Origin of the sequence: Pseudomonas sp. JH-2 (assembly GCF_036231725.1) — a bacterium.
GTDB lineage: Bacteria > Pseudomonadota > Gammaproteobacteria > Pseudomonadales > Pseudomonadaceae > Pseudomonas > Pseudomonas delhiensis.
Map to the genome: position 1 here is coordinate 1 of NZ_JAZAQP010000077.1, position 20,956 is coordinate 20,956.

Genomic DNA, 20,956 nt, shown 5'->3' on the forward strand with positions numbered 1-20,956 from the left:
GCCGATGAAGACGTCGGAGGAACCGCCATCGATCTTGGCGCCGCAGGTGAGCTTGTCGCCCTTGCGCGCGGCGGCGAGCTGAACAGCCGGCCGACGCTTTCCCCGAGTGAGGCGAGCCAACCGCCCATGACGGCAGCCCCTCCTGTCATCAGCCCGGCCAGCAGACAGGCAGCGAGGCCGCCTGTGAAGGGAAAGAAGACGGTGGCCGCGGCCACCAGGGCAATCCCCAGCACCGCCCCGACCAGGAAGCCGGTGAGTGCATTGCTGTGGGCGATTTCATCGTGCAGGCGAGCGGCTTCGTACATGGCGGCTCACCCCCTGCCAGGGGATGCGACTGGCGCATCCGGCTGCCGGAGACTCGCGGCCGCGCCTGGCTGCAACTGCCAAGGGGTTCCGCAATGGGCAACGGGGACGATGCGAAGGACGACGGCAACCCTGCCGCCTGGGCGAACGAAATCCATTTCCGGCATCCTGCGCCAACTCCATTGCCCTGTGAAAGGGCGAAAGAAACTACCCTCGTCCCTCACTGTCAAGTCGCCACTTTTGCCGAAAAATAGCAGCAATTAACCACTATACGAGGCATTTTCCCTCTCTCCCGCCCTCCTCGCCCAGCGCCCCGTCAACCCCCAGGCGCCAGGGATTCCGGGACGAGCAAGGTCGTTCCGCGCTCCTGCTAGCTGCGCGCAGGCCACTCCGGCATGCCGGTGGCCGGCCTGGGTGGCAGGGCTTCGCTGGGAAGCAGCGGATGGGCTCCCGGGAAGCTTCCCTGCTCGGCTTCGGAATAATCGACAATGCTGGCGACGGCCGAGCGCAGCTGGCCCAGGCTGAAGGGCCGTTCCAGCACCTGCAGCAGCGGCACGTGCTGGCGCCAGGCCCAGTCCAGCAGTTCGCGGCGCTGCGCCTCGCTGAAGCTGCCGACCAGCAGGAACTGCTGGATGCCCGGGTTGCGGCTCAGGTGCAGGAGGGTCGCGAGGTCGTCCTCGCAAAGGCTGAACTTGTCGTAGATGAACAGGTTGTAGTGCTCCCCACCAGCCAGCGCCTGGTCAACCTCGGCCAGGTTCACGCACAGGCTCAGGTGGTAGACCTCCAGGCGGTTCAGCAGGATGCCGTACTGCTGCAGGCAACCGGGATGCGGGCAGAAGACCAGGGTGCGGCGCGATAGCGGCAACATGGCGGTTTCCTCGAGAAAAAAGCGACGCGAACCACTCTATAGGCGTGCTTCGAGGAAAAAGATCGGACAAATCCGAAAAGGCCCTAAGGGTATACCGAGGGGCGGCCGGGCTTCAGTCCTGGGGCTTGTGGCCGCTGTGCAGGCGGGTGATCAGCTCCGCCTCGGCCTGGGACAACCCGCAGGCCTGGGCCAGGTCGGAGGCCGAGGCGCCCATCCCGGCCAGGCGCGCGGCCTGGCTGAAGGACAGGCTGGTGGGGTCGCGCTGTTCCAGGCGCGCCAGGCGCTCGGGCAGGTTGGCCAGTTGCTTGCGCAACTCGCCCAGTTCCTCGCCCATGCGCACGTTGACACGCTGGTAGGCCTCGCTGCGCTTGGCCAGCTCCTTCAGGCGCTGTTCCTGGGTGGCGTGGCGCGCGGCCTGCTCTGCCAGCTGCGCGGCCAGGCGGCGCTGCCCCTGCAACAGCCAGGCGCAGAAGCCGATCAGCCCGAGGCAGACGACGGCGAGCAGGACGACGAGTTCGAGCACCTCAGATGCTCTCCAGCTCCGACCACTCTTCCTCGGTCATCATCTTGTCCAGCTCGACCAGGATCAGCAGCTCGCCGTTCTTGTTGCACACGCCCTGGATGAACTTGGCCGACTCGTCGTTGCCGACGTTGGGCGCGGTCTCGATCTCGGACTGGCGCAGGTAGACCACCTCGGCGACGCTGTCGACCAGGATGCCCACCACCTGCTTGTCCGCCTCGATGATGACGATGCGGGTGTTGTCCGAGACCGACGCCGAGTCCAGGCCGAAGCGCTGGCGGGTGTCGATCACGGTGACCACGTTGCCGCGCAGGTTGATGATCCCCAGCACGTAGCTGGGCGCACCCGGCACCGGGGCGATCTCGGTGTAGCGCAGCACTTCCTGGACCTGCATCACGTTGATGCCGTAGGTCTCGTTGTCCAGGCGGAAGGTGACCCACTGCAGAATCGGATCTTCGGCACCTTGCGCAGACGTCTTGTTCATATCCCTAGCCTCTCGTGTTCGGCCACGCCCCAAGGGTAGCGCAGCGGTTGTCGTTCAATTGCCTCGCCGGCCCGTCAGCGGCGGGCCTGGCTGCGGAGCGCGCCGCTGTCGATCAGCCCGGCCAGGGCCGAGACGTCGAGCAACGCGCACATCTGTTCGATCACCGTGCCGGCCAGCCACGGGCGTTGCTGGCGCTGGCTGCGCCATTTCACCTCGGACGGATCCAGGCGCACGGAGCGGCTGACCTGGTGCACCGCCAGGCCCCATTCGTAGCCCTGCACGGAAATCACGTACTGCAGGCCTTCGCGGTAGTCGTCGCGGTAGCGCTCGGGCATCACCCAGCGCGCGGTGTCCAGCACCTTCAGGTTGCCCGACTGGCTGGGCAGGATGCCGAGGAACCAGTCCGGCTGGCCGAACAGCGGCGTCAGCTCCTTGCCGGCCAGCGGATAGATGGAGCCCAGGCATACCAGCGGCACGGCCAGGGTCAGCCCGGCGACGTCGAACAGCAGGCACTCGAAGGGCTCGGCGGCCCACACCGGGCGGCCGTCGTCGAGCAGCGCCAGCGGCGCCGGGGGCATCTGCGCGCTGCCCGGGCGGTGCAGGTCGATCACCTCGTCGGCGGCTTCCTCCGGCGCTGCGGCCTCGGTCACCGGCGGCTCGACGGGCGGTGGCGCCTCGGTCACCGGCGCAGTGGCGCGCGCGACCAGGCGCGCATCGCGCACCTGCTCCTCGAGCACCGCGGCCTCGAACTCGTCGAGGCTGACGCTGCTGGAGGGCTCGAGCTCGGCGACCGGCGCCACCAGCGCAGGCACCGCAGTCAGCACCGGAGCGGCCGGCGCAGGGGCCGGTGCCTGGGCCTCGAAATCGTCGAATGTAGCCTCCTGCAGCAGCGCGTCCAGGTAGGACTGCAGCGCGAGCTGGGGGCGTGTGGCGGTAGCGGAACGGCTCATGCAGAAAATCCGCGCAAAGGGTTCACCCAGCCTATCGGCCGGACCGGGCCCAGACTTGAAGGCACCCGTCGGAAAAACATCGCTCAGGCCACCTGGCTCGCCGGCACCTGGCCGAGCAGGTGCTTGAGCAGTGCGCGGTAGGCGATGACCCCGCGGCTGTTGGCGTCGTGGCGCGAGGGCACCACGCCGTGGCGGCTGGCGTCGCGCAGGCGGGTGTCGATCGGGATGAACGCCGGCCACAGGGTGTCCGGGTAGGTATCGCGCAGCATGCGCAGGGCACCGATGGAGGCCTGGGTCCGACGGTCGAACAGCGTCGGCACTATGGTGAAGGGCAGCGCCTGGCGCCGCGAGCGGTTGACCATGTTGAGGGTGTTGACCATGCGTTCCAGGCCCTTCAGCGCCAGGAACTCGGTCTGCACCGGGATCACCAGGTGCTGGCTGGCGGCCATGGCGTTGACCATCAGCACGCCCAGCAGCGGCGGGCTGTCGATGATGGCGTGGTCGAAGTCCTGCCACAGCTGCGCCAGGGCCTTGGAGATCACCAGGCCCAGGCCGTTCTGCCCGGGCGACTGGCGCTCCAGGGTGGCCAGGGCGGTGCTCGACGGCAGCAGGGCGATCTTCTCGTGGCTGGTGGGCAGCAGCAGTTGCTGCGGCAACCCCTCGGGCACCGCGCCCTGGTGCTGGAACAGGTCGAAGACGCTGTGCTCCAGGGTGTCCGGGTCGTGCCCGAAGTAGCTGGTCATGGAGCCGTGGGGGTCGAGGTCGACCACCACCACGCGCTTGCCGGCGTCGGCCAGCAGGCCGGCCAGGGCGATGGACGAGGTGGTCTTGCCGACGCCACCCTTCTGGTTGGCTACCGCCCAGACTTTCATGCTGCTCTCCCCGGTCCGTGTGCTCGGTTCATGTCTTTCATCGTTCTCAGCTTCCAGGAGCCGGCGCCGGCGGCGGGGAATTGACGCTGCCGGCCGCAGGCGCATCACTGGCAGCCACCGGTGCAGGTTGCGTGCCAGCCTGCCGCAGGGCGCCATCCGGCTGCGCCTTGGCGCTGCCCACGCCGCTGACGCTGCGGCGCACTTCCAGGTTGCGGGAGATCACCAGCACCACCCGGCGGTTGCGCGCGCGGCCCTCGGCGCTGGCGTTGTCCGCCACCGGCTGGAACTCGCCGTAGCCCACCGCCGCCATGCGCGAGGGGGAAACGCCGTCCTGGGCCAGCAGGCGGACTATGCTCGCCGCCCGCGCCGCCGACAACTCCCAGTTGGTGGGGTACTGGGCGTTGTGAATGGGGACGTTGTCGGTGAAGCCCTCGACGTGGATGGGGTTCTGGTAGGGCGCCAGAATCCCGGCGACCTTCTCGACGATGCCGAAGGCGGCATCCGCCGGCATGGCGTCGCCGCTGGGGAACAGCAGGCTGGAATTGAGGGTGATCTCGATCCACAGCTCGTTGCCGCGCACGCTCAACTGGTCGCTGCCGATCAGGTCGCCGAACTGCGCGCGCACGGCATCGGCTATCTGCGTCAGCGGGTCGCCGTCGACGTTGTCGTCGCCGCCCTGCTGCATGGCGTCGTTGGGCTGCTGGGTGGTGCGCGGGCGGTCGTCGCCCACCGGGATCGGCTTGATCGAGCGGTCCGGCTGGTTGAACACGCCGGTGAGGGTCTCGGAGAGGATCTTGTACTTGCCCTCGTTGATCGAGGAGATGGAGTACATCACCACGAAGAAGGCGAACAGCAGGGTGATGAAGTCCGCGTAGGACACCAGCCAGCGTTCGTGGTTCTCGTGCTCCTCGCGGGGCGGGCGGCGGGCCATGGCGCAGCGCCCCTCAGCCGACGAAGCCTTGCAGCTTCAGTTCGATGGAGCGCGGGTTCTCGCCCTCGGCGATGGACAGCAGGCCTTCCATGAGCATTTCCCGGTAGCTGGACTGGCGCAGCACCAGGCTCTTGAGCTTGTTGCCCACCGGCAGCAGCAGCAGGTTGGCCATGCCCACGCCGTAGATGGTGGCGACGAAGGCCACGGCGATGCCGTTGCCCAGTTGGCTGGGGTCGGCCAGGTTGCCCATCACGTGGATCAGGCCCATGACCGCGCCGATGATGCCGATGGTCGGCGCGTAGCCGCCCATGGCCTCGAACACCTTGGCGGCCTGCAGGTCGCGGCCTTCCTGGTTGAACAGGTCGACTTCGAGGATGCTGCGGATGGCTTCGGGCTCCACGCCGTCCACCAGCAGCTGCAGGCCCTTGCGCGCGTAGGGGTCGCGCTCGGCGTCGGCGACGGTCTCCAGGCCCAGCAGGCCTTCCTTGCGCGCGGTCATGCTCCAGCCCACCACGCGGTTGATGCCGCCGGCCAGGTCGATCTTCGGCGGCAGGACGATCCAGCGCAGCAGGCTCAGGGCGCGCTTGAGCACCAGCACCGGGGTCTGCACCAGGGCCGCGGCCAGGGTGCCGCCGACCACGATGAGCGCCGCCGGGCCGTTGGCCAGGGCGCTGATGTGCCCGCCCTCGAGGAAGTTGCCGCCGATGATGGCGACCAGCGCGAGGATCAGGCCGACGAGGCTCAGTACATCCATCAGCCACAGGCCTCGGAGAGGTGCCGGCCGATGTCGTCGAGGCTGTACACGGCGTCGGCCAGGCCGGCCTTGGCGATGGCCATGGGCATGCCGTAGATCACGCAGCTGGCCTCGTCCTGGGCCCACACCTGGCTGCCGCTCTGCTTGAGCATGCGCGCGCCCTCGCGGCCGTCGGCGCCCATGCCGGTGAGGACCACCGCCAGGACCTTGTCGCCGTAGGCCTTGGACGCCGAGCCGAAGGTGACGTCGACGCAGGGCTTGTAGTTCAGGCGCTCGTCGCCGGGGAGGATGCGCACCACCCCGCGCGAGTCGATCATCATCTGCTTGCCGCCGGGCGCCAGCAGGGCCAGGCCGGGGCGCAGGTGGTCGCCGTCCTCGGCTTCCTTGACGCTGATCTTGCAGAGCTTGTCCAGGCGCTCGGCAAAGGCCTTGGTGAAGGCCGCCGGCATGTGCTGGATCAGCACCAGGGGCGCGGGGAAATTGGCCGGCAGCTGGGTCAGCACCCGCTGCAAGGCTACCGGCCCACCGGTGGAAGTACCGATGGCGACCAGCCGGTAGGGCTTACGCTTTGGCGCGGCGGAGGCCGCCGGGGCTGTGGCAGGGGCTGGCTGCGCCGAGGCGCGCGGCGCGGCGCTGGCCGGCGCCGGGGTACTGGCGCCGCTGCCGGGGGAACTCAGGAAGGACGCATAGCGGCGGTTGGCGCGGGCGATGCTGTGGACCTTCTCGCAGAGCAGCTGGCGCACCTTCTCGGGGGTGCGCGAGATGTCCTCGAAGTTCTTCGGCAGGTAGTCCACCGCGCCGGCGTCCAGGGCGTCGAGGGTGACGCGGGCGCCTTCGTGGGTCAGCGAGGAGAACATCAGGACCGGCGTCGGGCAGCGCTGCATGATGTTGCGCACCGCGGTGATGCCGTCCATCAGCGGCATCTCGTAGTCCATGGTGATGACGTCGGGCTTGAGCGCCAGCGCCTGCTCGATCGCCTCGCGGCCGTTGGTGGCCGTGCCGACCACCTGAATCTGCGGGTCGGCGGAGAGGATCTCCGAGACGCGGCGGCGGAAGAATCCCGAATCGTCCACTACCAGGACTTTGACAGCCATAAACACTCCTGATTGAAGCCTTGCGGGCGCGCGGGCGTCCCCGCGCGCCGGGTCAGATACGCCGCGCGTAGCGCTTGAGCATGCTCGGCACATCGAGGATCAGGGCGATGCGCCCGTCGCCGGTGATGGTCGCCCCGGCCATGCCGGGGGTGCCCTGGAGCATCTTGCCCAGGGGCTTGATCACCACCTCTTCCTGGCCTACCAGCTGGTCGACCACGAAACCGATGCGCTGGGTGCCCACCGAGATGATCACCACGTGGCCCTCGCTGGATTCGTCGCACTGCGCGCCCGGCACCAGCCAGCGCTTGAGGTAGAACAGCGGCAGTGCCTTGTCGCGGACGATCACCACTTCCTGGCCGTCGACCACGTTGGTGCGCGACAGGTCCAGGTGGAAGATCTCGTTGACGTTGACCAGCGGGAAGGCGAAGGCCTGGTCGCCGAGCATCACCATCAGCGTCGGCATGATCGCCAGGGTCAGCGGCACCTTGATGACGATCTTCGAGCCCTGGCCCTTGGCCGAGTAGATGTTGATGATGCCGTTGAGCTGGGAAATCTTGGTCTTCACCACGTCCATGCCGACGCCGCGGCCGGACACGTCGGAAATCTCGGTCTTGGTCGAGAAGCCCGGGGCGAAGATCAGGTTGTAGCAGTCCGACTCGCTCAGGCGCTCGGCGGCGTCCTTGTCCAGCAGGCCCTTCTCCACCGCCTTGGCGCGGAGGATGTCCGGGTCCATGCCCTTGCCGTCGTCGGAGATCGACAGCAGGATGTGGTCGCCCTCCTGCTCGGCGGACAGCACCACCCGGCCGCCGCGCGCCTTGCCGGCGGCCTCGCGCTCCTCGGGCGACTCGATGCCGTGGTCCACGGCGTTGCGCACCAGGTGCACCAGCGGGTCGGCCAGGGCCTCGACCAGGTTCTTGTCCAGGTCGGTCTCCTCGCCCACCAGCTCGAGGTTGATCTCTTTCTTCAGGTTGCGCGCCAGGTCGCGCACCAGCCGCGGGAAGCGTCCGAAGACCTTCTTGATCGGCTGCATGCGCGTCTTCATCACCGACATCTGCAGGTCGGCGGTGACCACGTCGAGGTTGGCCACGGCCTTGGCCATGGCCTCGTCGCCGCTGTTGCTGCCCAGGCGCACCAGGCGGTTACGCACCAGCACCAGCTCGCCGACCATGTTCATGATCTCGTCCAGGCGCGCGGTGTCCACGCGCACCGTGGTCTCCGCTTCGCTGGCGCTCTTCTCGTGGGCCGGCGCGGGGGCGGCGGCCGGGCGCGGGCTGTCCGCGGGTTTGGCGGCCGGCTTGGGCGCGGGCTTGGGCTTGGCCACGGCGGCCGGCCCGGCGGCCTTGGCCGGCGCGGGGGCGGCGTCCGCGGCCGGCGTGGCGGCTGCGGCGTCGGTGCTGAACTTGCCCTTGCCGTGCAGTTGGTCCAGCAGCGCCTCGAATTCGTCGTCGGTGATGTTGTCATCGCCGGCCTGGGCCGGGGCCGCCGGCGCGGCAGCCAGCGGTTCCGCGGCTTCCTGGGCGCCACCGAACTTGCCCTTGCCGTGCAGCTGGTCGAGCAGCGCCTCGAACTCGTCGTCGGTGATCTCGTCGCCAGCGGCCGGCGCTTCGGCCGGGGCAGGCGCGGCGGCGGCCGGCGCTTCCGGTACGCTGCTGGCGCCGCTGAACTGGCCCTTGCCATGCAACTGGTCGAGCAGGGCCTCGAATTCGTCGTCGGTGATATCGTCGCCGGCGCCCGCCGCCCCGGCCTGCGGAGGCTGTTCGGCCTGCGGCGCCTGGTCGCCCGGCTGCAGGGCGTCGAGCAGCTTCTCGAACTCGGCGTCGGTGATGTCGCCATAGGCGGCCGGCTCGGCAGCGGGTTCCGGCGCCGGTGCGGCAGTTTCCTGGGGGACAGCTTCCACGGCCTCGTCGTCGCCCGGCTCGGCCAGGCGCGACAGCGCGGCGAGCAACTCGGGGGTCGCGGGGGTCGGCTCTTCCTGGTCGCGGACCTGGGCGAACATGACGTTGACCGTGTCCAGCGCCTGCAGGACCACGTCCATCAGCTCGGAGGTGACGCGGCGTTCGCCCTTGCGCAGGATGTCGAAGACGTTCTCCGCCACGTGGCAGCATTCCACCAGGGCGTTCAGCTGGAGGAAGCCGGCGCCGCCCTTGACGGTGTGGAAACCACGGAAAATGGCATTGAGCAGGTCCATGTCGTCCGGCCGGCTTTCCAGCTCGACCAGTTGCTCGGACAGTTGCTCGAGAATCTCGCCGGCCTCCACCAGAAAGTCCTGGAGGATCTCGTCATCGGCGTCGAAGCTCATTCGGTGCTCCCCACGGTGTGTTCACACACCTCAAAAACCAAGGCTGGACAACAGGTCATCGACATCGTCCTGACCGGATACGACGTCCATTCTCTTATCGGCAGCGATCTGCGGACCTTCACCCTTGGACGATCTTTCTTTTTCCACGGCGTCGCGCATGTCCTCGTGGTCGTGCTCGATACCGGCGTAGCGGTCCACCTGCCCGGCCATCCAGACCAGCTTGACCAGGTTGCTCTCCACCTCGGTGACCAGCCGGGTGACGCGCTTGATCACCTGCCCGGTGAGGTCCTGGAAGTCCTGCGCCAGCAGGATGTCGTTCAGGTGCGCGGAGAGCTTGCGGCTGTCCTGGGCGCTGCTGTAGAGGAAAGCCTCGACGCGCTTGGCCAGCTCGCGGAAGGCCTCCGGGCCCAGTTCGCGGCGCATGAAGCGCGACCACTGTTCCTGCAGCTCCTTGGCCTCGCCCTCGATGTGGCCGACCAGCGGCGTGCACTCTTCCACCAGGTCCATGGTGCGGTTGGCCGCCTTCTCGGTCATCTGCACCACGTACGACAGGCGGTCGGTGGCGTCGGCGATCTGCGACATTTCCTCGGCGTGGCGCGAGCGCGGGTCGATCTGGAAATTGACGATGGCGTTGTGCAGCTCGCGGGTGAGCTTGCCGACCTCCTGGTAGAGGCCGCGGTCACGGGCCTGGTTGAGCTCCTGAATGAGCTGCACGGCCTGCTGCACTTCGCCGCGCTCCAGGCTCTCGACCAATTCGCGCGCGTGTTTCTTCAGGGTCGACTCGAAGTCGCCCCCCTTGGATTCGTTGACGAGATCCATGACGCCCTCTTGGTCGGCTTCAGCCGCCGACCCGCTCGAATATCTTCTCGATCTTCTCTTTCAGCACCTGGGCGGTGAAAGGCTTGACCACGTAGCCGTTGACCCCGGCCTGGGCCGCTTCGATGATCTGGTCGCGCTTGGCCTCGGCGGTGACCATCAGCACCGGCAGATGCTTCAGGCGCTCGTCGGCGCGTACCGCGCGCAGCAGGTCGATGCCGGTCATGCCGGGCATGTTCCAGTCGGTGACGAGGAAGTCGAAGTTGCCGCTGTGCAGCATCGGCAGCGCGGTGGTGCCGTCATCGGCTTCCGCGGTGTTGGTGAACCCCAGGTCGCGCAGGAGGTTCTTGATGATGCGCCTCATCGTGGAGAAGTCGTCCACGATGAGAATTTTCATGTTCTTGTCCAAACCTGCCTCCGTCCAGTCCCGGCGCGCCGTGGCGGGCGCGCCTTGAATACCCTTGGGCGGGCGCCCTGGCGGCGCCTGCCGTGTTGCTTGTCCGCGGCGGAGCGGGCTGCCGGCGCCTGCCGTCCCCTCCCCGCACGCTCGCCGGCCTTCATGGCGAAGGGCCAGCACCTATCGCGCCGACGGGATTCTATACGCCCCGCCGGAAAATTCCGTTACTTCCTTGTGTCCACCGGTCGATCAGTGCGCACGCCACTCCGACAGCCGGGCCCGCAGGCGCGCGGCGCACTGGCTGTGCAGCTGGCTGACCCGCGACTCGCTCACCCCGAGCACCTCGCCGATCTCCTTGAGGTTCAGCTCCTCGTCGTAGTACAGCGCCAGCACCAGGCGCTCGCGCTCGGGCAGCTTGGTGATGGCGTCGGCCAGCGCCTGCTGGAAACGCTCGTCCTCCAGGCCGTGGGAGGGCTCGTTGTCCAGGTGCGTGGTGTCTTCCGCCGGGCCCTGGGCGCCTTCCTGCAGCAGGTCGTCGAAACTGTAAAGGCGGCTGCCCTGGGTGTCGCTTAAGATCGCGTAGTAATCGTCGAGGCTCATATTGAGTTCGGCAGCGACTTCCTGATCTTTAGCGTCGCGTCCGGTTCGCGCCTCGATGGTGCGGATCGCGTCGCTGACCAGGCGGGTGTTGCGGTGCACCGAACGCGGCGCCCAGTCGCCCTTGCGCACCTCGTCGAGCATGGCTCCGCGGATGCGGATGCCGGCGTAGGTCTCGAAACTGGCTCCCTTGCCCTGGTCGTACTTCTTCGCCGCCTCGAGCAGGCCGATCATCCCGGCCTGCATCAGGTCCTCCACCTGCACGCTGGCCGGCAGCCGGCCCAGCAGGTGGTAGGCGATACGCTTGACCAGCGGCGCATAGCGCTGGATCAGTTCTTCCTGGGTATTGCGCGCCTGCGTCTTGCTGTACATAAGCGCTCCGGAGCCGCTCATCATACGGTCGAACCCGTGGTCGGATGCTGCACCAGGCGCTCGACGAAGAACTCCAGGTGCCCGCGCGGGTTGGCCGGCAGCGGCCAGCTGTCGACTTTCTGGGCGATGGCGCGGAAGGCCAGCGAGGCCTTGCTGCGCGGGAAGGCTTCATACACCGAGCGCTGCTTCTGCACGGCCTTGCGCACCGACTCGTCGTAGGGGATGGCGCCGACGTACTGCAGGGCCACGTCGAGGAAGCGGTCGGTGACCTTGGTCAGCTTGGCGAACAGGTTGCGCCCTTCCTGCGGGCTGTGCGCCATGTTCGCCAGCACGCGGAAGCGCGTCATGCCGTAGTCGCGGTTCAGCAGCTTGATCAGTGCGTAGGCATCGGTGATCGAGGTCGGTTCGTCGCAGACCACCAGCAGCACTTCCTGGGCCGCGCGGACGAAGCTGACCACCGAATCGCCGATGCCGGCGGCAGTGTCCACCAGCAGCACGTCGATGTTCTCGCTGATGTCGCTGAAGGCCTGGATCAGCCCGGCGTGCTGCATGGGCGAGAGCTGCACCATGCTCTGCGTGCCCGAGGCCGCCGGGACGATGCGGATGCCGCCGGGGCCCTGGAGGATCACGTCACGCAGGTCGCATTCGCCTTCGATGACGTCGGCCAGGGTGCGCTTGGGCGAGAGCCCCAGCAGCACGTCGACGTTGGCCAGGCCGAGGTCGGCGTCCAGCAGCATGACGCGGCGGCCGAGGTCGGCCAGCGCCATCGCTAGGTTCACCGAGACGTTGGTCTTGCCGACGCCACCCTTGCCACCGGTGACCGCGATTACCTGAACGGGATGCATACCCATAGTCTTACCTTGTCTCTTCATCGTCCCCGGCGCGGTGGGCGCCTGGGTCTGCCGGTCGCGGTGCTCTCCCGCCACCAGCGCTTACGGATCTGCTCGAGCATCCGTATCCGCCTGGCGCCCCCGCGTGCGGGGGCGCCCCTGGAATCCGTCAGCCGACGTGTCGCGCCGGCTGCTGATAGAGGCCGGCGAACATGCCGGCCATGGTGTCCTCGCATGGCTCCTCGGGAGCCTGCAGGCTGACCGCGCGGCTGACCAGCTGGTGCGCGCGCGCCACCTGCAGATCATCCGGAATTCGCGGCCCGTCCGCCAGATAGGCAACCGGCATGCGTTGTGCTATCACCAGCGCCAGGGCCTCGCCCAGGCTGCCCGCCTCGTCCAGCTTGGTCAGTATGCAACCGGCCAGGCCGCAGCTGCGATAGGCGTGCCAGGCGGCCTTGAGCACCTGGCTCTGGCTGGTCGCGGCCAGCACCAGGTAATTCTTCACGTTCAGGCTCTGCGCCGCCAGGGCCTCGAGCTGCATGCGCAGCGCCGGGTCGCTGGCCGGCAGGCCGGCGGTGTCGATCAGCACCAGGCGCTTGCCCGCCAGCGGCGCCATGGCCTGCAGCAGCGACTGGCCGGGGTCGACCAGGGTCACCGGCACGTTGAGGATGCGGCCCAGGGACTTGATCTGCTCCTGGGCGCCCAGGCGGAAGCTGTCCATGCTGACCAGCGCCAGGTTGTGCGCACCGTACTTGAGGACGTAGCGCGCCGCCAGCTTGGCCAGGGTGGTGGTCTTGCCCATGCCGGCCGGGCCGACCAGGGCGATCACCCCGCCCTGCTCCAGCAGGTCGGCGTCGGGGGTGCGGATCGAGCGCGCCAGGTGGGCCAGGAGCATGCGCCAGGCCTGCTTGGGGTCGGCGATCGAGGCCACGCGCTCGAGCAGTTGGCGGCCCAGGTCCGCCGGCATGCCCATGCGCTGCAGGCGGCGCCACAGGCCGGCCTGTTTCGGGCGCTGGTGCTGCAGCTGGCTCCAGGCGATGGAGCCCAGCTGCACTTCGAGCAGCTCGCGCAGGCCGTTGAGTTCGAAGCGCATGGCGTCCAGTGCCTGCTGGCTGACGGCGGCCGGCGCGGCGGCGGGCGCCGGGGCGGCCATGGCCTCGGCCAGGCTCGGGCGTTTGGCCGGCTCGGCGCCGTACAATTGACGGTCCTTGCGCGCGGTGGCGGCGGCGCGCACCGGGCTGTCCAGCTCGGCGCGGGCCTGGGCGATGCGCTGCTGGGTCTGGCGCAGCTCGGCCTCCAGCGCCGGGTTCGGCTTGCTGGCCGCTGCCGGCGGCTGGTAGTCCAGCGCCGCGGTCAGCTCGACACCGCCGGCGACCCGGCGGTTGCCGATGATGGCGGCATCCGCGCCCAGCTCGTCACGGACCAGTTTCATGGCCTGACGCATATCGGCGGCGAAGAAGCGTTTAACCTGCATGGCGCTGTCCTTCAGTTCTGTCCAACGGTGGCGACGATGGTGACTTGCTTGTTATCCGGAATTTCCTGGTAGGCCAGCACGCTCATGCTCGGCACCGCCATCCGCGCGAAACGCGACATCATCGCGCGGATCGGCCCGGCCACCAGCAGGATCGCCGGCTTGCCGAGCATTTCCTGGCGCTGTGCGGTCTCGACCAGCGAGCGCTGCAGTTTTTCCGCCATGCCCGGCTCCAGCAGAATGCCGTCTTCCGAACCTTGCCCGGCCTTCTGCATGCTGTTCAGCAAGATCTGTTCCAACCTGGGCTCGAGGGTGATCACAGGCAGCTCCGGCTCTAGTCCCACAATGCCTTGGACGATTGCGCGGCTCAGCGCCACCCGTACCGCGGCCACCATGGCGGCGGGATCTTGACTCTTGGCGGCAACGTTGGCGATGGCCTCGGCGATGGTGCGGATGTCGCGCACCGGCACCTGCTCCTGCAGCAGGTTCTGCAGGACCTTGAGCAGGGTGGACAGGGAAATCAGCCCCGGAACCAGTTCTTCCGCCAGCTTCGGCGAGGTCTTGGCCAGCAGCTGCAGCAGCTGCTGGACTTCCTCGTGGCCGAGCAGCTCGTGGGCATGCTTGTGCAGCACCTGGTTGAGGTGGGTGGCGACCACGGTGCTGGCGTCCACCACGGTGTAGCCCAGGGACTGCGCCTGGTCGCGCTGGCCGGGCTCGATCCACACGGCTTCCAGGCCGAAGGCCGGGTCCTTGCCGGCGATGCCGTTGAGGGTGCCGAAGACCTGGCCGGGGTTGATCGCCAGCTCGCGGTCCGGGTAGATCTCCGCTTCCGCCACGCTGACGCCCATGAGCGTCAAGCGATAGGCGTTGGGCAGCAGGTCGAGGTTGTCGCGGATGTGTACCGAGGGCATCAGGAAGCCCATGTCCTGGGACAGCTTCTTGCGCACGCCCTTGATCCGCGCCAGCAGCTGGCCGCCCTGGTTGCGGTCCACCAGCGGGATCAGCCGGTAGCCGACCTCCAGGCCGACCATGTCCACCGGGGTCACGTCGTCCCAGCCCAGCTCCTTGGTTTCCTGGGCGCGCTGGGCCGGCAGCAGCTCCTGCTGGCGCTGGGTTTCCTGGACCTCGGCCTGGGCCGCCTTGCGCTGGCGCTGGACGATCAGCCAGGCGCCGCCGGCGGCCACCGAGCCGAGGCCGATGAAGGAGACGTGGGGCATGCCCGGGACCAGGCCCATGGCGATGAGGATGGCGGCGGAGATGGCCAGGGCCTTGGGCGAGGCGAACATCTGCCGGTTGACCTGCTGGCCCATGTCCTCGGAACTGGAGACGCGGGTCACCATGATCGCCGCCGCGGTGGACAGCAGCAGCGACGGCAGCTGCGCCACCAGGCCGTCGCCGATGGTCAGCAGGGCGTAGACCTTGCCGGCGTCGCCGAAGGACATGGAATGCTGGATCACGCCGATGGCGACGCCACCGATCAGGTTGATGAAGAGGATCAGCAGGCCGGCGACGGCATCGCCGCGAACGAACTTGCTGGCACCGTCCATGGAGCCGTAGAAGTCGGCCTCCTGGGCCACCTCGGCGCGGCGCTTCTTGGCCTCGGCCTGCTCGATGAGGCCGGCGTTGAGGTCGGCGTCGATGGCCATCTGCTTGCCGGGCATGGCGTCCAGGGTGAAACGCGCGCTCACTTCGGAGATACGCCCGGCGCCCTTGGTGACCACCACGAAGTTGATGATCATGAGGATCGCGAAGACCACGATGCCGACCACGTAGTTGCCGCCGATCACCACCTCGCCGAAGGCCTGGATCACCTTGCCGGCGGCGGCGTGGCCATCGTGGCCGTGGAGCAGCACCACGCGGGTGGAGGCGACGTTCAGCGCCAGGCGCAGCAGGGTGGCGACCAGCAGGATGGTCGGGAACACGGCGAAGTCCAGCGGGCGCAGGGCGTACACGCAGACCAGCAGGACGACGATGGACAGGGCGATGTTGAAGGTGAACAGCACGTCCAGCAGGAACGGCGGGATCGGCAGGGTCATCATGCCCAGCATCGCCAGCAGCAGCAGCGGCACACCCAGGTTGCCGCGGCCCAGGCCGGCCAGGTTGCTGCGCACTGTTCCGATCAATTGCGTACGATCCACCCCGAACTCCCCTACCCTGGTACAACAAACTTTTGACGCCGACGGTGCCGGCGCAAGGGTATCTGCAGGAAGCGTTCCAACTTTCTCGGAGCCAGGTGTGGCGCGGATTTCCGACGAAATCCCGGGGGGCGGCCAAGGCTAACGGCGGATAACCGCGAACGGTTATTCGCCCTACGGTGGGAGTAGCGACGTAGCCAGGAGTATCAGGATGGCTGCGGATTTTCCGGCCGCTCAGGACAGCCCCCTCTCCCGCTTGCGGGAGAGGGGGCTCTTGAGCCCAACACCTACGCCGTTCACGAGCAAGCTCGCTCCTACAGCGCAGGCAAAATGCTGACGGTGAAGCGCAGCGCTTCCTTGTAGGAGCGCGCCCTGCGCGCGATTCGCGGGCAGGGCCCGCTCCTACACTTCCGGGTAGCCGGGGTGATGGGTTCGTCGCCCCGGCAAGCAAAAAAAAACCGCGGCCGGAGCCGCGGTTTTCTGGGTCACGCCAGGATCAGTGGACCAGGATCGAGGCCTTCTTCGCCCGTACCTTCTCCGGGTTGATCAGGAAGCGGGCCAGGGCCGGCAGCAGCCAGAGCGCGCCGAACATGTTCCACAGCAGCATGAAGGTCAGCATCAGGCCCATGTCGGCCTGGAACTTGATGGCCGAGAAGATCCAGGTGGCCACGCCGATGGCCAGGCACAGGCCGGTGAACAGCACGGCCTTGCCGGTGGACTTCAGAGTCTCGTAGTAGGCCTCCTGCAGCGACAGGCCCTGGCGCAGGAAGGACTCCAGGCGGGTGTAGATGTAGATCCCGTAGTCCACGCCGATGCCCACGCCGAGCGCGATCACCGGCAGCGTCGCCACCTTGACGCCGATGCCGAGGGTGGCCATCAGCGCGTTGCCCAGCACCGAGGTGAGGATCAGCGGCAGGACGATGCAGAGGGTCGCGGCGAAGGAGCGGAAGGTGATCATGCACATGACCGCCACGCAGATGTAGACCAGCACCAGGATGATCAGCTCGGACTGCTTGATCACCTCGTTGGTGGCCGCCTCGATGCCGGCGTTGCCCGCGGCCAGCTTGAACTTCAGGTCATCCTTCTCGTGCTCGGCGGCGAACTCCTGCACGGCATGCACGGCGCGGTCGAGGGTCTCGGCCTTGTGGTCGTTGAGGAACACCAGCAGGGGCGCCAGCGAGCAGCTGCTGTTGTACAGGCCGTCGGCGCGGCTGATGGAATTGTTCAGCACGTCCTTGTTGCGCGACAGGGTCTCCCACTTCAGGTTGCCCTCGTTCATGCCCTTGATCACCTGCTTGGACACGGTGACCAGGGAGATGGCCGACTGCACGCCCTCGGTGTTCTCCAGCTTCCACGACAGCTCGTCGATGGCCTGCAGCGTCTGGTGCGCGGAGCAACCCTCGGCCGCCGACTCGACCATCACCACCAGCACGTCGGAGCTGGTGGAGTAGTTGCGGATGATGAAGTCGTTGTCCTGGTTGTAGCGCGAGTCCGGGCGCAGCTCCGGGGCGCCCTGGTCGAGGTCGCCGATCTTCAGGTGATGACCCTGCCAGAGGCCGCCGGCGAACATCACCAGGGCGATCAGGATGGAGATGGGCGCCACCTTGGAACTGGCGAAGTTGGACAGCAGGCGCCAGAACGGATGCTCGCGCACCGCGTCCTTCTTGCTGCGTTCCACCGCGCGCTTGCTGATGCCGATGTAGGAGATCGCCACCGGCAGCAGGATCAGGTTGGTGAAGACGATCACCGCCACGCCGATGGAGGCGCCGATGGCCAGCTCGCGGATCACCCCGATGTCGATCACCAGCAGGGTGATGAAGCCCACGGCGTCGGCCAGGATGGCGATCATGCCCGGCAGGAACAGCTGGCGGAAGGTGCGCCGCGCGGCCAGCAGCGGGGTTTCCGCGTCACTGGACTGCAGGGCGATACCGTTGATCTTCTGCACCCCGTGGGAGATGCCGATGGCGAAGATCAGGAACGGCACCAGCATCGAGTACGGGTCCAGCCCGAAGCCGATGCTGTGCAGCAGGCCGAGCTGCCAGATCACCGCCACCAGGGTGGTGGACAGCACGGCGATGGTCGAGCGCACGCACTTGGTGAACCACAGCAGCAGCACCAGGGTAATGACGAAGCAGATGCCGAAGAAGCCGACCACCATCACCAGGCCGTCGATCAGGTCGCCGACCTTCTTGGCGAAGCCGACGATGTGGATCTTCACGTTGGGGTTCTGCGCCTGGTACTTGTCGCGGATCTTCTCTTCCAGCTCATGGGAGAACTGCCGGTAGTCCAGCTTCAGCAGCTTGCTCTGGTCCTTGGCGTCGGGGTAGACCTCCAGCAGCGGCACGTCGACGATGCTGGACTTGAAGTTGTTCGCCACCAGGCGGCCGATCTGCCCGGACTTGAGCACGTTGTCGCGCAGCTTCTCCAGGGCCTTGGCCGAACCGTCGTAGGTCTGCGGGATGACCTCGCCGCCGGCGAAGCCTTCCTCGGTCACCTCGGTCCAGCGCACGCTGGGGCTCCACAGCGACTTCAGGCCGGAACGGTCGACGCCGGGGATGTAGAACACCTCGTCATGGATCTGCCGCAGGGTGTCCATGTACTCCTTGGTGAAGATGTCGCCGTTCACCGCCTCCACCGAGATGCGCACGGTGTTGCCCAGGTTGGACAGGTCGTTGATGTGGCTCAGCATGTTCTGGATGAACGGGTGCTTGAGCGGGATCATCTTCTCGAAGCTGGTGGACGGCCGCACCTGGGTCGCCTGGAAGGCGAGGAACAGGGTCACCAGCAGGCAGATGAAGATCACGATCGGGCGGTTGTTGAAGATCAGGCGCTCGAGCAGGGTCGCCTTGTCCTGGTGATGCGAATTGACTGCGTTCATGGGGCTTCCCCGGCTCATTGTTGTTCTGTCAGCTCGGCGCCGGTCGCCGAAGCCAGGTGGATGCCGCCCTGGCCGACCAGCACCAGGTTGCCGTCGCCGGCGGCGCCGACCCCGGCCAGCGCCAGGCGGTCGGGCCGGTTGAAGATGTTGAAGGTGCGGCCGTCGTCCTTGCTCACCAGTACGCTGCCGCTGTTGCCGACCACGGCGATGCTGCCGTCGGGCAGCAGCGAGCCTTCGGCCAGGCCGAACTCCAGGGTGCCGTCACCGGCGATGGGCAGCGCCACCTGTTCCCAGGTGTCGCCGAAGTCGGTGGAGCGGAACAGGTGCCCACGCAGGCCGTAGATCAGCACGGTGCCGGCCTGGGCGGTGCCGACGGCGCCGAACAGCGAGCCCTCGTAGGGGCCCTGCAGTTTCTCCCAGGTCTGGCCCCAGTCCTTCGAGCGGAACAGGCTGCCGGATTCGCCCACCACCAGCAGGCCGGAATCCTTCACCGCGGCGATGCCGTTGAGGTGGAACTGGTCCTCGTTGTCCAGGCGCTCGCTGACGTCTTCCCAGTTCTTGCCGCCGTCGTGGGTTTCCAGCATGGCGCCGTAGGCGCCCACGGCCAGGCCGTGGCTCTCGTCCTGGAACCACACGTCCAGCAGCGGCGCCTCGCGCTTGAGGTCCTCGAACTGGCGCGTCCAGGTGGCGCCGGCGTCCTCGCTGACGAGGATCTGCGCGTCGTGGCCGACCGCCCAGCCCTTCTTGTCGTTGACGAAGAACACCGCGGTCAGCAGCTGGCGGGTGGGCACCTTGGCCTGGACCCAGCGCTTGCCGTTGTCGTCGGAATAGAGGATGTGCCCGCGATCGCCTACCGCCACCAGACGCTTGCCGGCGTGGCTGACGCTCAGCAGCAGGCTGCTGGGGGCCTTGGCCGAGGCGATGGCATAGCCATCGGTGTCGCTGGCCGGCGCATCCGTCGCGCTGGCGTGCAGCGGAACGGCCGCCAGCCACAGCAGCGAGAACGCGCCGAGCAGCGAAAGCGATTTGCGCAGGGGGGACGGGGAAGCGGAAACCGAGGGCCCGGACGAACGCACGGACAGCTCGCCGGTGGCGTGCCGCAGATGCTCACGCATATAGCCTTACCTCTTTGTTTTTATTGCAGGCGGATAGGGAGTGGTCGTTATATGCCAGCCTTTCTGCAGCCTGACAATTAAAGGCACGTTATCTTTTGTTAAGCGCAGCGGGACTCATCCAAAAGGACTAGGGAAAGCTGCAGCCCAGTCGCCACGCGGCTTCCAGCGGACACGAAAAAAGATACCGACGGTAACACTCCGGGTATTTGCGGGTACCTGGATGCGTCTGGGGAAACACTCGGGAACCTGCGGTGCGGATATGTGCAGGAGCGGGCCCTGCCCGCGATTTCGCGCGCAGGGCGCGCTCCTACAGGGGAATGGCGCGGGTGGGGCGGCATAGGAACGGATCTCATCCGCGATCCGCGCGGGAATCTCCGGCTATCGCGGACAAAGTCCGCTCCTACGACCGTGCTTCCCTGGAATTGTAGGAGCGCGCCCTGCCCGCGATTTCGCGCGCAGGGCGCGCTCCTACAGGGGAATGGCGCGGGTGGGGCGGCATAGGAACGGATCTCATCCGCGATCCGCGCGGGAATCTCCGGCTATCGCGGACAAAGTCCGCTCCTATGACCGTGCTTCCCTGGAATTGTAGGAGCGGGCCCTGCCCGCGATTTCGCGCGCAGGGCGCGCTCCTACAGGGGAATGGCGCGGGTGGGGCGGCGTAGGAGCGGATCTCATCCGCGATCCGCGCCGGAATCTCCGGCTATCGCGGACGAAGTCCGCTCCTACGGCCGTGCTTCCCTGGAATTGTAGGAGCGGGCCCTGCCCGCGATTTCGCGCGCAGGGCGCGCTCCTACAGGGGAATGGCGCGGGTGGGGCGGCGTAGGAGCGGATCTCATCCGCGATCCGCGCCGGAATCTCCGGCTATCGCGGACGAAGTCCGCTCCTACGGCCGTGCTTCCCTGGAATTGTAGGAGCGGGCCCTGCCCGCGATTTCGCGCGCAGGGCGCGCTCCTACAGGGGAATGGCGCGGGTGGGGCGGCGTAGGAGCGGATCTCATCCGCGATCCGCGCGGGAGTCTCCGACTATCGCGGACAAAGTCCGCTCCTACGGCCGTGCCCGAGCGTAGGGCGAATAACCGTTCGCGGTTATCCGCCGCCGGCCGGAACACCGGTGCCCGGGACAATTGGCGGATAACGCCGTAGGCGTTATGCGCCCTACGTTGGAAGGGGTGGCGCAGGATGGGTTGAGCGAAGTGTTCTGCCGGGACACATAGGTAACGCTTGTCGGGACACATGGGTAACGGTTTTCCCATGGTCATTCCGGCTGCCTG

The 20,956-nt window shown here is 67.5% G+C and carries 17 protein-coding genes and 1 pseudogene; all 18 read right to left on the bottom strand.

Features of this window, described 5'->3' with window-relative positions:
• A pseudogene (locus VV867_RS29545) lies at nt 1-305 on the bottom strand (hypothetical protein); the annotation flags it as partial.
• Nucleotides 306-673: 368 nt separating this feature from the next.
• Entirely contained in the window at nt 674-1,171 is a 498-nt protein-coding gene (locus VV867_RS29550; protein ID WP_109933497.1) for a hypothetical protein, read from the bottom strand.
• A 112-nt stretch (nt 1,172-1,283) separates the two neighbouring features.
• A complete protein-coding gene (locus VV867_RS29555; RefSeq protein ID WP_328568308.1) occupies nt 1,284-1,694 on the bottom strand; it encodes a DUF2802 domain-containing protein in 411 nt (136 codons plus the stop codon).
• Between the two features lies 1 nt (nt 1,695).
• On the bottom strand, nt 1,696-2,175 hold the full coding sequence (locus VV867_RS29560) for a chemotaxis protein CheW (RefSeq protein ID WP_089392712.1): 480 nt from the start codon (nt 2,173-2,175) through the stop codon (nt 1,696-1,698).
• 74 nt (nt 2,176-2,249) lie between these two features.
• Nucleotides 2,250-3,125 carry a CheW domain-containing protein gene (locus VV867_RS29565; protein WP_328568309.1) on the bottom strand — a complete coding sequence of 292 codons (876 nt, stop codon included), beginning with the start codon at nt 3,123-3,125 and terminating at the stop codon, nt 2,250-2,252.
• 83 nt (nt 3,126-3,208) lie between these two features.
• The gene (locus tag VV867_RS29570) at nt 3,209-3,997 is read right to left on the bottom strand and encodes a ParA family protein (RefSeq protein WP_109933500.1); all 789 of its coding nucleotides are present in this window, start codon (nt 3,995-3,997) and stop codon (nt 3,209-3,211) included.
• Nucleotides 3,998-4,043: 46 nt separating this feature from the next.
• Nucleotides 4,044-4,928 (bottom strand): flagellar motor protein MotD, encoded by an 885-nt coding sequence (gene motD / locus VV867_RS29575; RefSeq protein ID WP_275627242.1) that lies wholly within the window; start codon nt 4,926-4,928, stop codon nt 4,044-4,046.
• Nucleotides 4,929-4,941: 13 nt separating this feature from the next.
• Nucleotides 4,942-5,682, bottom strand: coding sequence for a flagellar motor protein (locus VV867_RS29580; RefSeq protein ID WP_275627243.1), 741 nt, complete (start codon nt 5,680-5,682; stop codon nt 4,942-4,944).
• Entirely contained in the window at nt 5,682-6,776 is a 1,095-nt protein-coding gene (locus VV867_RS29585) for a protein-glutamate methylesterase/protein-glutamine glutaminase (RefSeq protein ID WP_328568310.1), read from the bottom strand. Before VV867_RS29585 ends, VV867_RS29580 begins: the two co-directional genes overlap by 1 nt.
• Nucleotides 6,777-6,828: 52 nt before the next feature.
• On the bottom strand, nt 6,829-9,075 hold the full coding sequence (locus VV867_RS29590) for a chemotaxis protein CheA (protein WP_328568311.1): 2,247 nt from the start codon (nt 9,073-9,075) through the stop codon (nt 6,829-6,831).
• 30 nt (nt 9,076-9,105) lie between these two features.
• The gene (locus VV867_RS29595; protein WP_328568312.1) at nt 9,106-9,894 is read right to left on the bottom strand and encodes a protein phosphatase CheZ; all 789 of its coding nucleotides are present in this window, start codon (nt 9,892-9,894) and stop codon (nt 9,106-9,108) included.
• A 19-nt stretch (nt 9,895-9,913) separates the two neighbouring features.
• Nucleotides 9,914-10,288, bottom strand: a complete 375-nt coding sequence (locus VV867_RS29600; protein ID WP_009621098.1) for a chemotaxis response regulator CheY — start codon at nt 10,286-10,288, stop codon at nt 9,914-9,916.
• Nucleotides 10,289-10,537: 249 nt separating this feature from the next.
• Complete coding sequence (fliA, locus tag VV867_RS29605) at nt 10,538-11,281, bottom strand: RNA polymerase sigma factor FliA (protein ID WP_109933504.1); 744 nt, start codon at nt 11,279-11,281, stop codon at nt 10,538-10,540.
• Nucleotides 11,278-12,129 carry a flagellar synthesis regulator FleN gene (gene fleN / locus VV867_RS29610; protein ID WP_370311049.1) on the bottom strand — a complete coding sequence of 284 codons (852 nt, stop codon included), beginning with the start codon at nt 12,127-12,129 and terminating at the stop codon, nt 11,278-11,280. The genes fliA and fleN overlap by 4 nt, the downstream gene beginning before the upstream one ends.
• Before the next feature lie 127 nt (nt 12,130-12,256).
• Nucleotides 12,257-13,561 carry a flagellar biosynthesis protein FlhF gene (flhF, locus tag VV867_RS29615; RefSeq protein WP_109933506.1) on the bottom strand — a complete coding sequence of 435 codons (1,305 nt, stop codon included), beginning with the start codon at nt 13,559-13,561 and terminating at the stop codon, nt 12,257-12,259.
• 11 nt (nt 13,562-13,572) lie between these two features.
• Nucleotides 13,573-15,696, bottom strand: a complete 2,124-nt coding sequence (flhA, locus tag VV867_RS29620; protein WP_109933507.1) for a flagellar biosynthesis protein FlhA — start codon at nt 15,694-15,696, stop codon at nt 13,573-13,575.
• Nucleotides 15,697-16,189: 493 nt separating this feature from the next.
• Nucleotides 16,190-18,571, bottom strand: a complete 2,382-nt coding sequence (locus VV867_RS29625; protein ID WP_109933508.1) for an efflux RND transporter permease subunit — start codon at nt 18,569-18,571, stop codon at nt 16,190-16,192.
• 14 nt (nt 18,572-18,585) lie between these two features.
• Nucleotides 18,586-19,686, bottom strand: coding sequence for a WD40/YVTN/BNR-like repeat-containing protein (locus VV867_RS29630; RefSeq protein WP_109933509.1), 1,101 nt, complete (start codon nt 19,684-19,686; stop codon nt 18,586-18,588).
• Between the last annotated feature and the right edge of the window lie 1,270 nt (nt 19,687-20,956).

What these genes read in the sequence shown, in the direction of transcription:
- VV867_RS29580 (WP_275627243.1), bottom strand. Translation starts at nt 5,682, where the DNA reads ATGGATGTACTGAGCCTCGTCGGCCTGATCCTCGCGCTGGTCGCCATC.
- VV867_RS29630 (WP_109933509.1), bottom strand. Translation starts at nt 19,686, where the DNA reads ATGCGTGAGCATCTGCGGCACGCCACCGGCGAGCTGTCCGTGCGTTCG.
- fliA (WP_109933504.1), bottom strand. Translation starts at nt 11,281, where the DNA reads ATGATGAGCGGCTCCGGAGCGCTTATGTACAGCAAGACGCAGGCGCGC.
- VV867_RS29600 (WP_009621098.1), bottom strand. Translation starts at nt 10,288, where the DNA reads ATGAAAATTCTCATCGTGGACGACTTCTCCACGATGAGGCGCATCATC.
- VV867_RS29570 (WP_109933500.1), bottom strand. Translation starts at nt 3,997, where the DNA reads ATGAAAGTCTGGGCGGTAGCCAACCAGAAGGGTGGCGTCGGCAAGACC.
- VV867_RS29585 (WP_328568310.1), bottom strand. Translation starts at nt 6,776, where the DNA reads ATGGCTGTCAAAGTCCTGGTAGTGGACGATTCGGGATTCTTCCGCCGC.
- motD (WP_275627242.1), bottom strand. Translation starts at nt 4,928, where the DNA reads ATGGCCCGCCGCCCGCCCCGCGAGGAGCACGAGAACCACGAACGCTGG.
- VV867_RS29595 (WP_328568312.1), bottom strand. Translation starts at nt 9,894, where the DNA reads ATGGATCTCGTCAACGAATCCAAGGGGGGCGACTTCGAGTCGACCCTG.
- VV867_RS29550 (WP_109933497.1), bottom strand. Translation starts at nt 1,171, where the DNA reads ATGTTGCCGCTATCGCGCCGCACCCTGGTCTTCTGCCCGCATCCCGGT.
- fleN (WP_370311049.1), bottom strand. Translation starts at nt 12,129, where the DNA reads ATGAAGAGACAAGGTAAGACTATGGGTATGCATCCCGTTCAGGTAATC.
- VV867_RS29560 (WP_089392712.1), bottom strand. Translation starts at nt 2,175, where the DNA reads ATGAACAAGACGTCTGCGCAAGGTGCCGAAGATCCGATTCTGCAGTGG.
- VV867_RS29625 (WP_109933508.1), bottom strand. Translation starts at nt 18,571, where the DNA reads ATGAACGCAGTCAATTCGCATCACCAGGACAAGGCGACCCTGCTCGAG.
- VV867_RS29565 (WP_328568309.1), bottom strand. Translation starts at nt 3,125, where the DNA reads ATGAGCCGTTCCGCTACCGCCACACGCCCCCAGCTCGCGCTGCAGTCC.
- VV867_RS29590 (WP_328568311.1), bottom strand. Translation starts at nt 9,075, where the DNA reads ATGAGCTTCGACGCCGATGACGAGATCCTCCAGGACTTTCTGGTGGAG.
- flhF (WP_109933506.1), bottom strand. Translation starts at nt 13,561, where the DNA reads ATGCAGGTTAAACGCTTCTTCGCCGCCGATATGCGTCAGGCCATGAAA.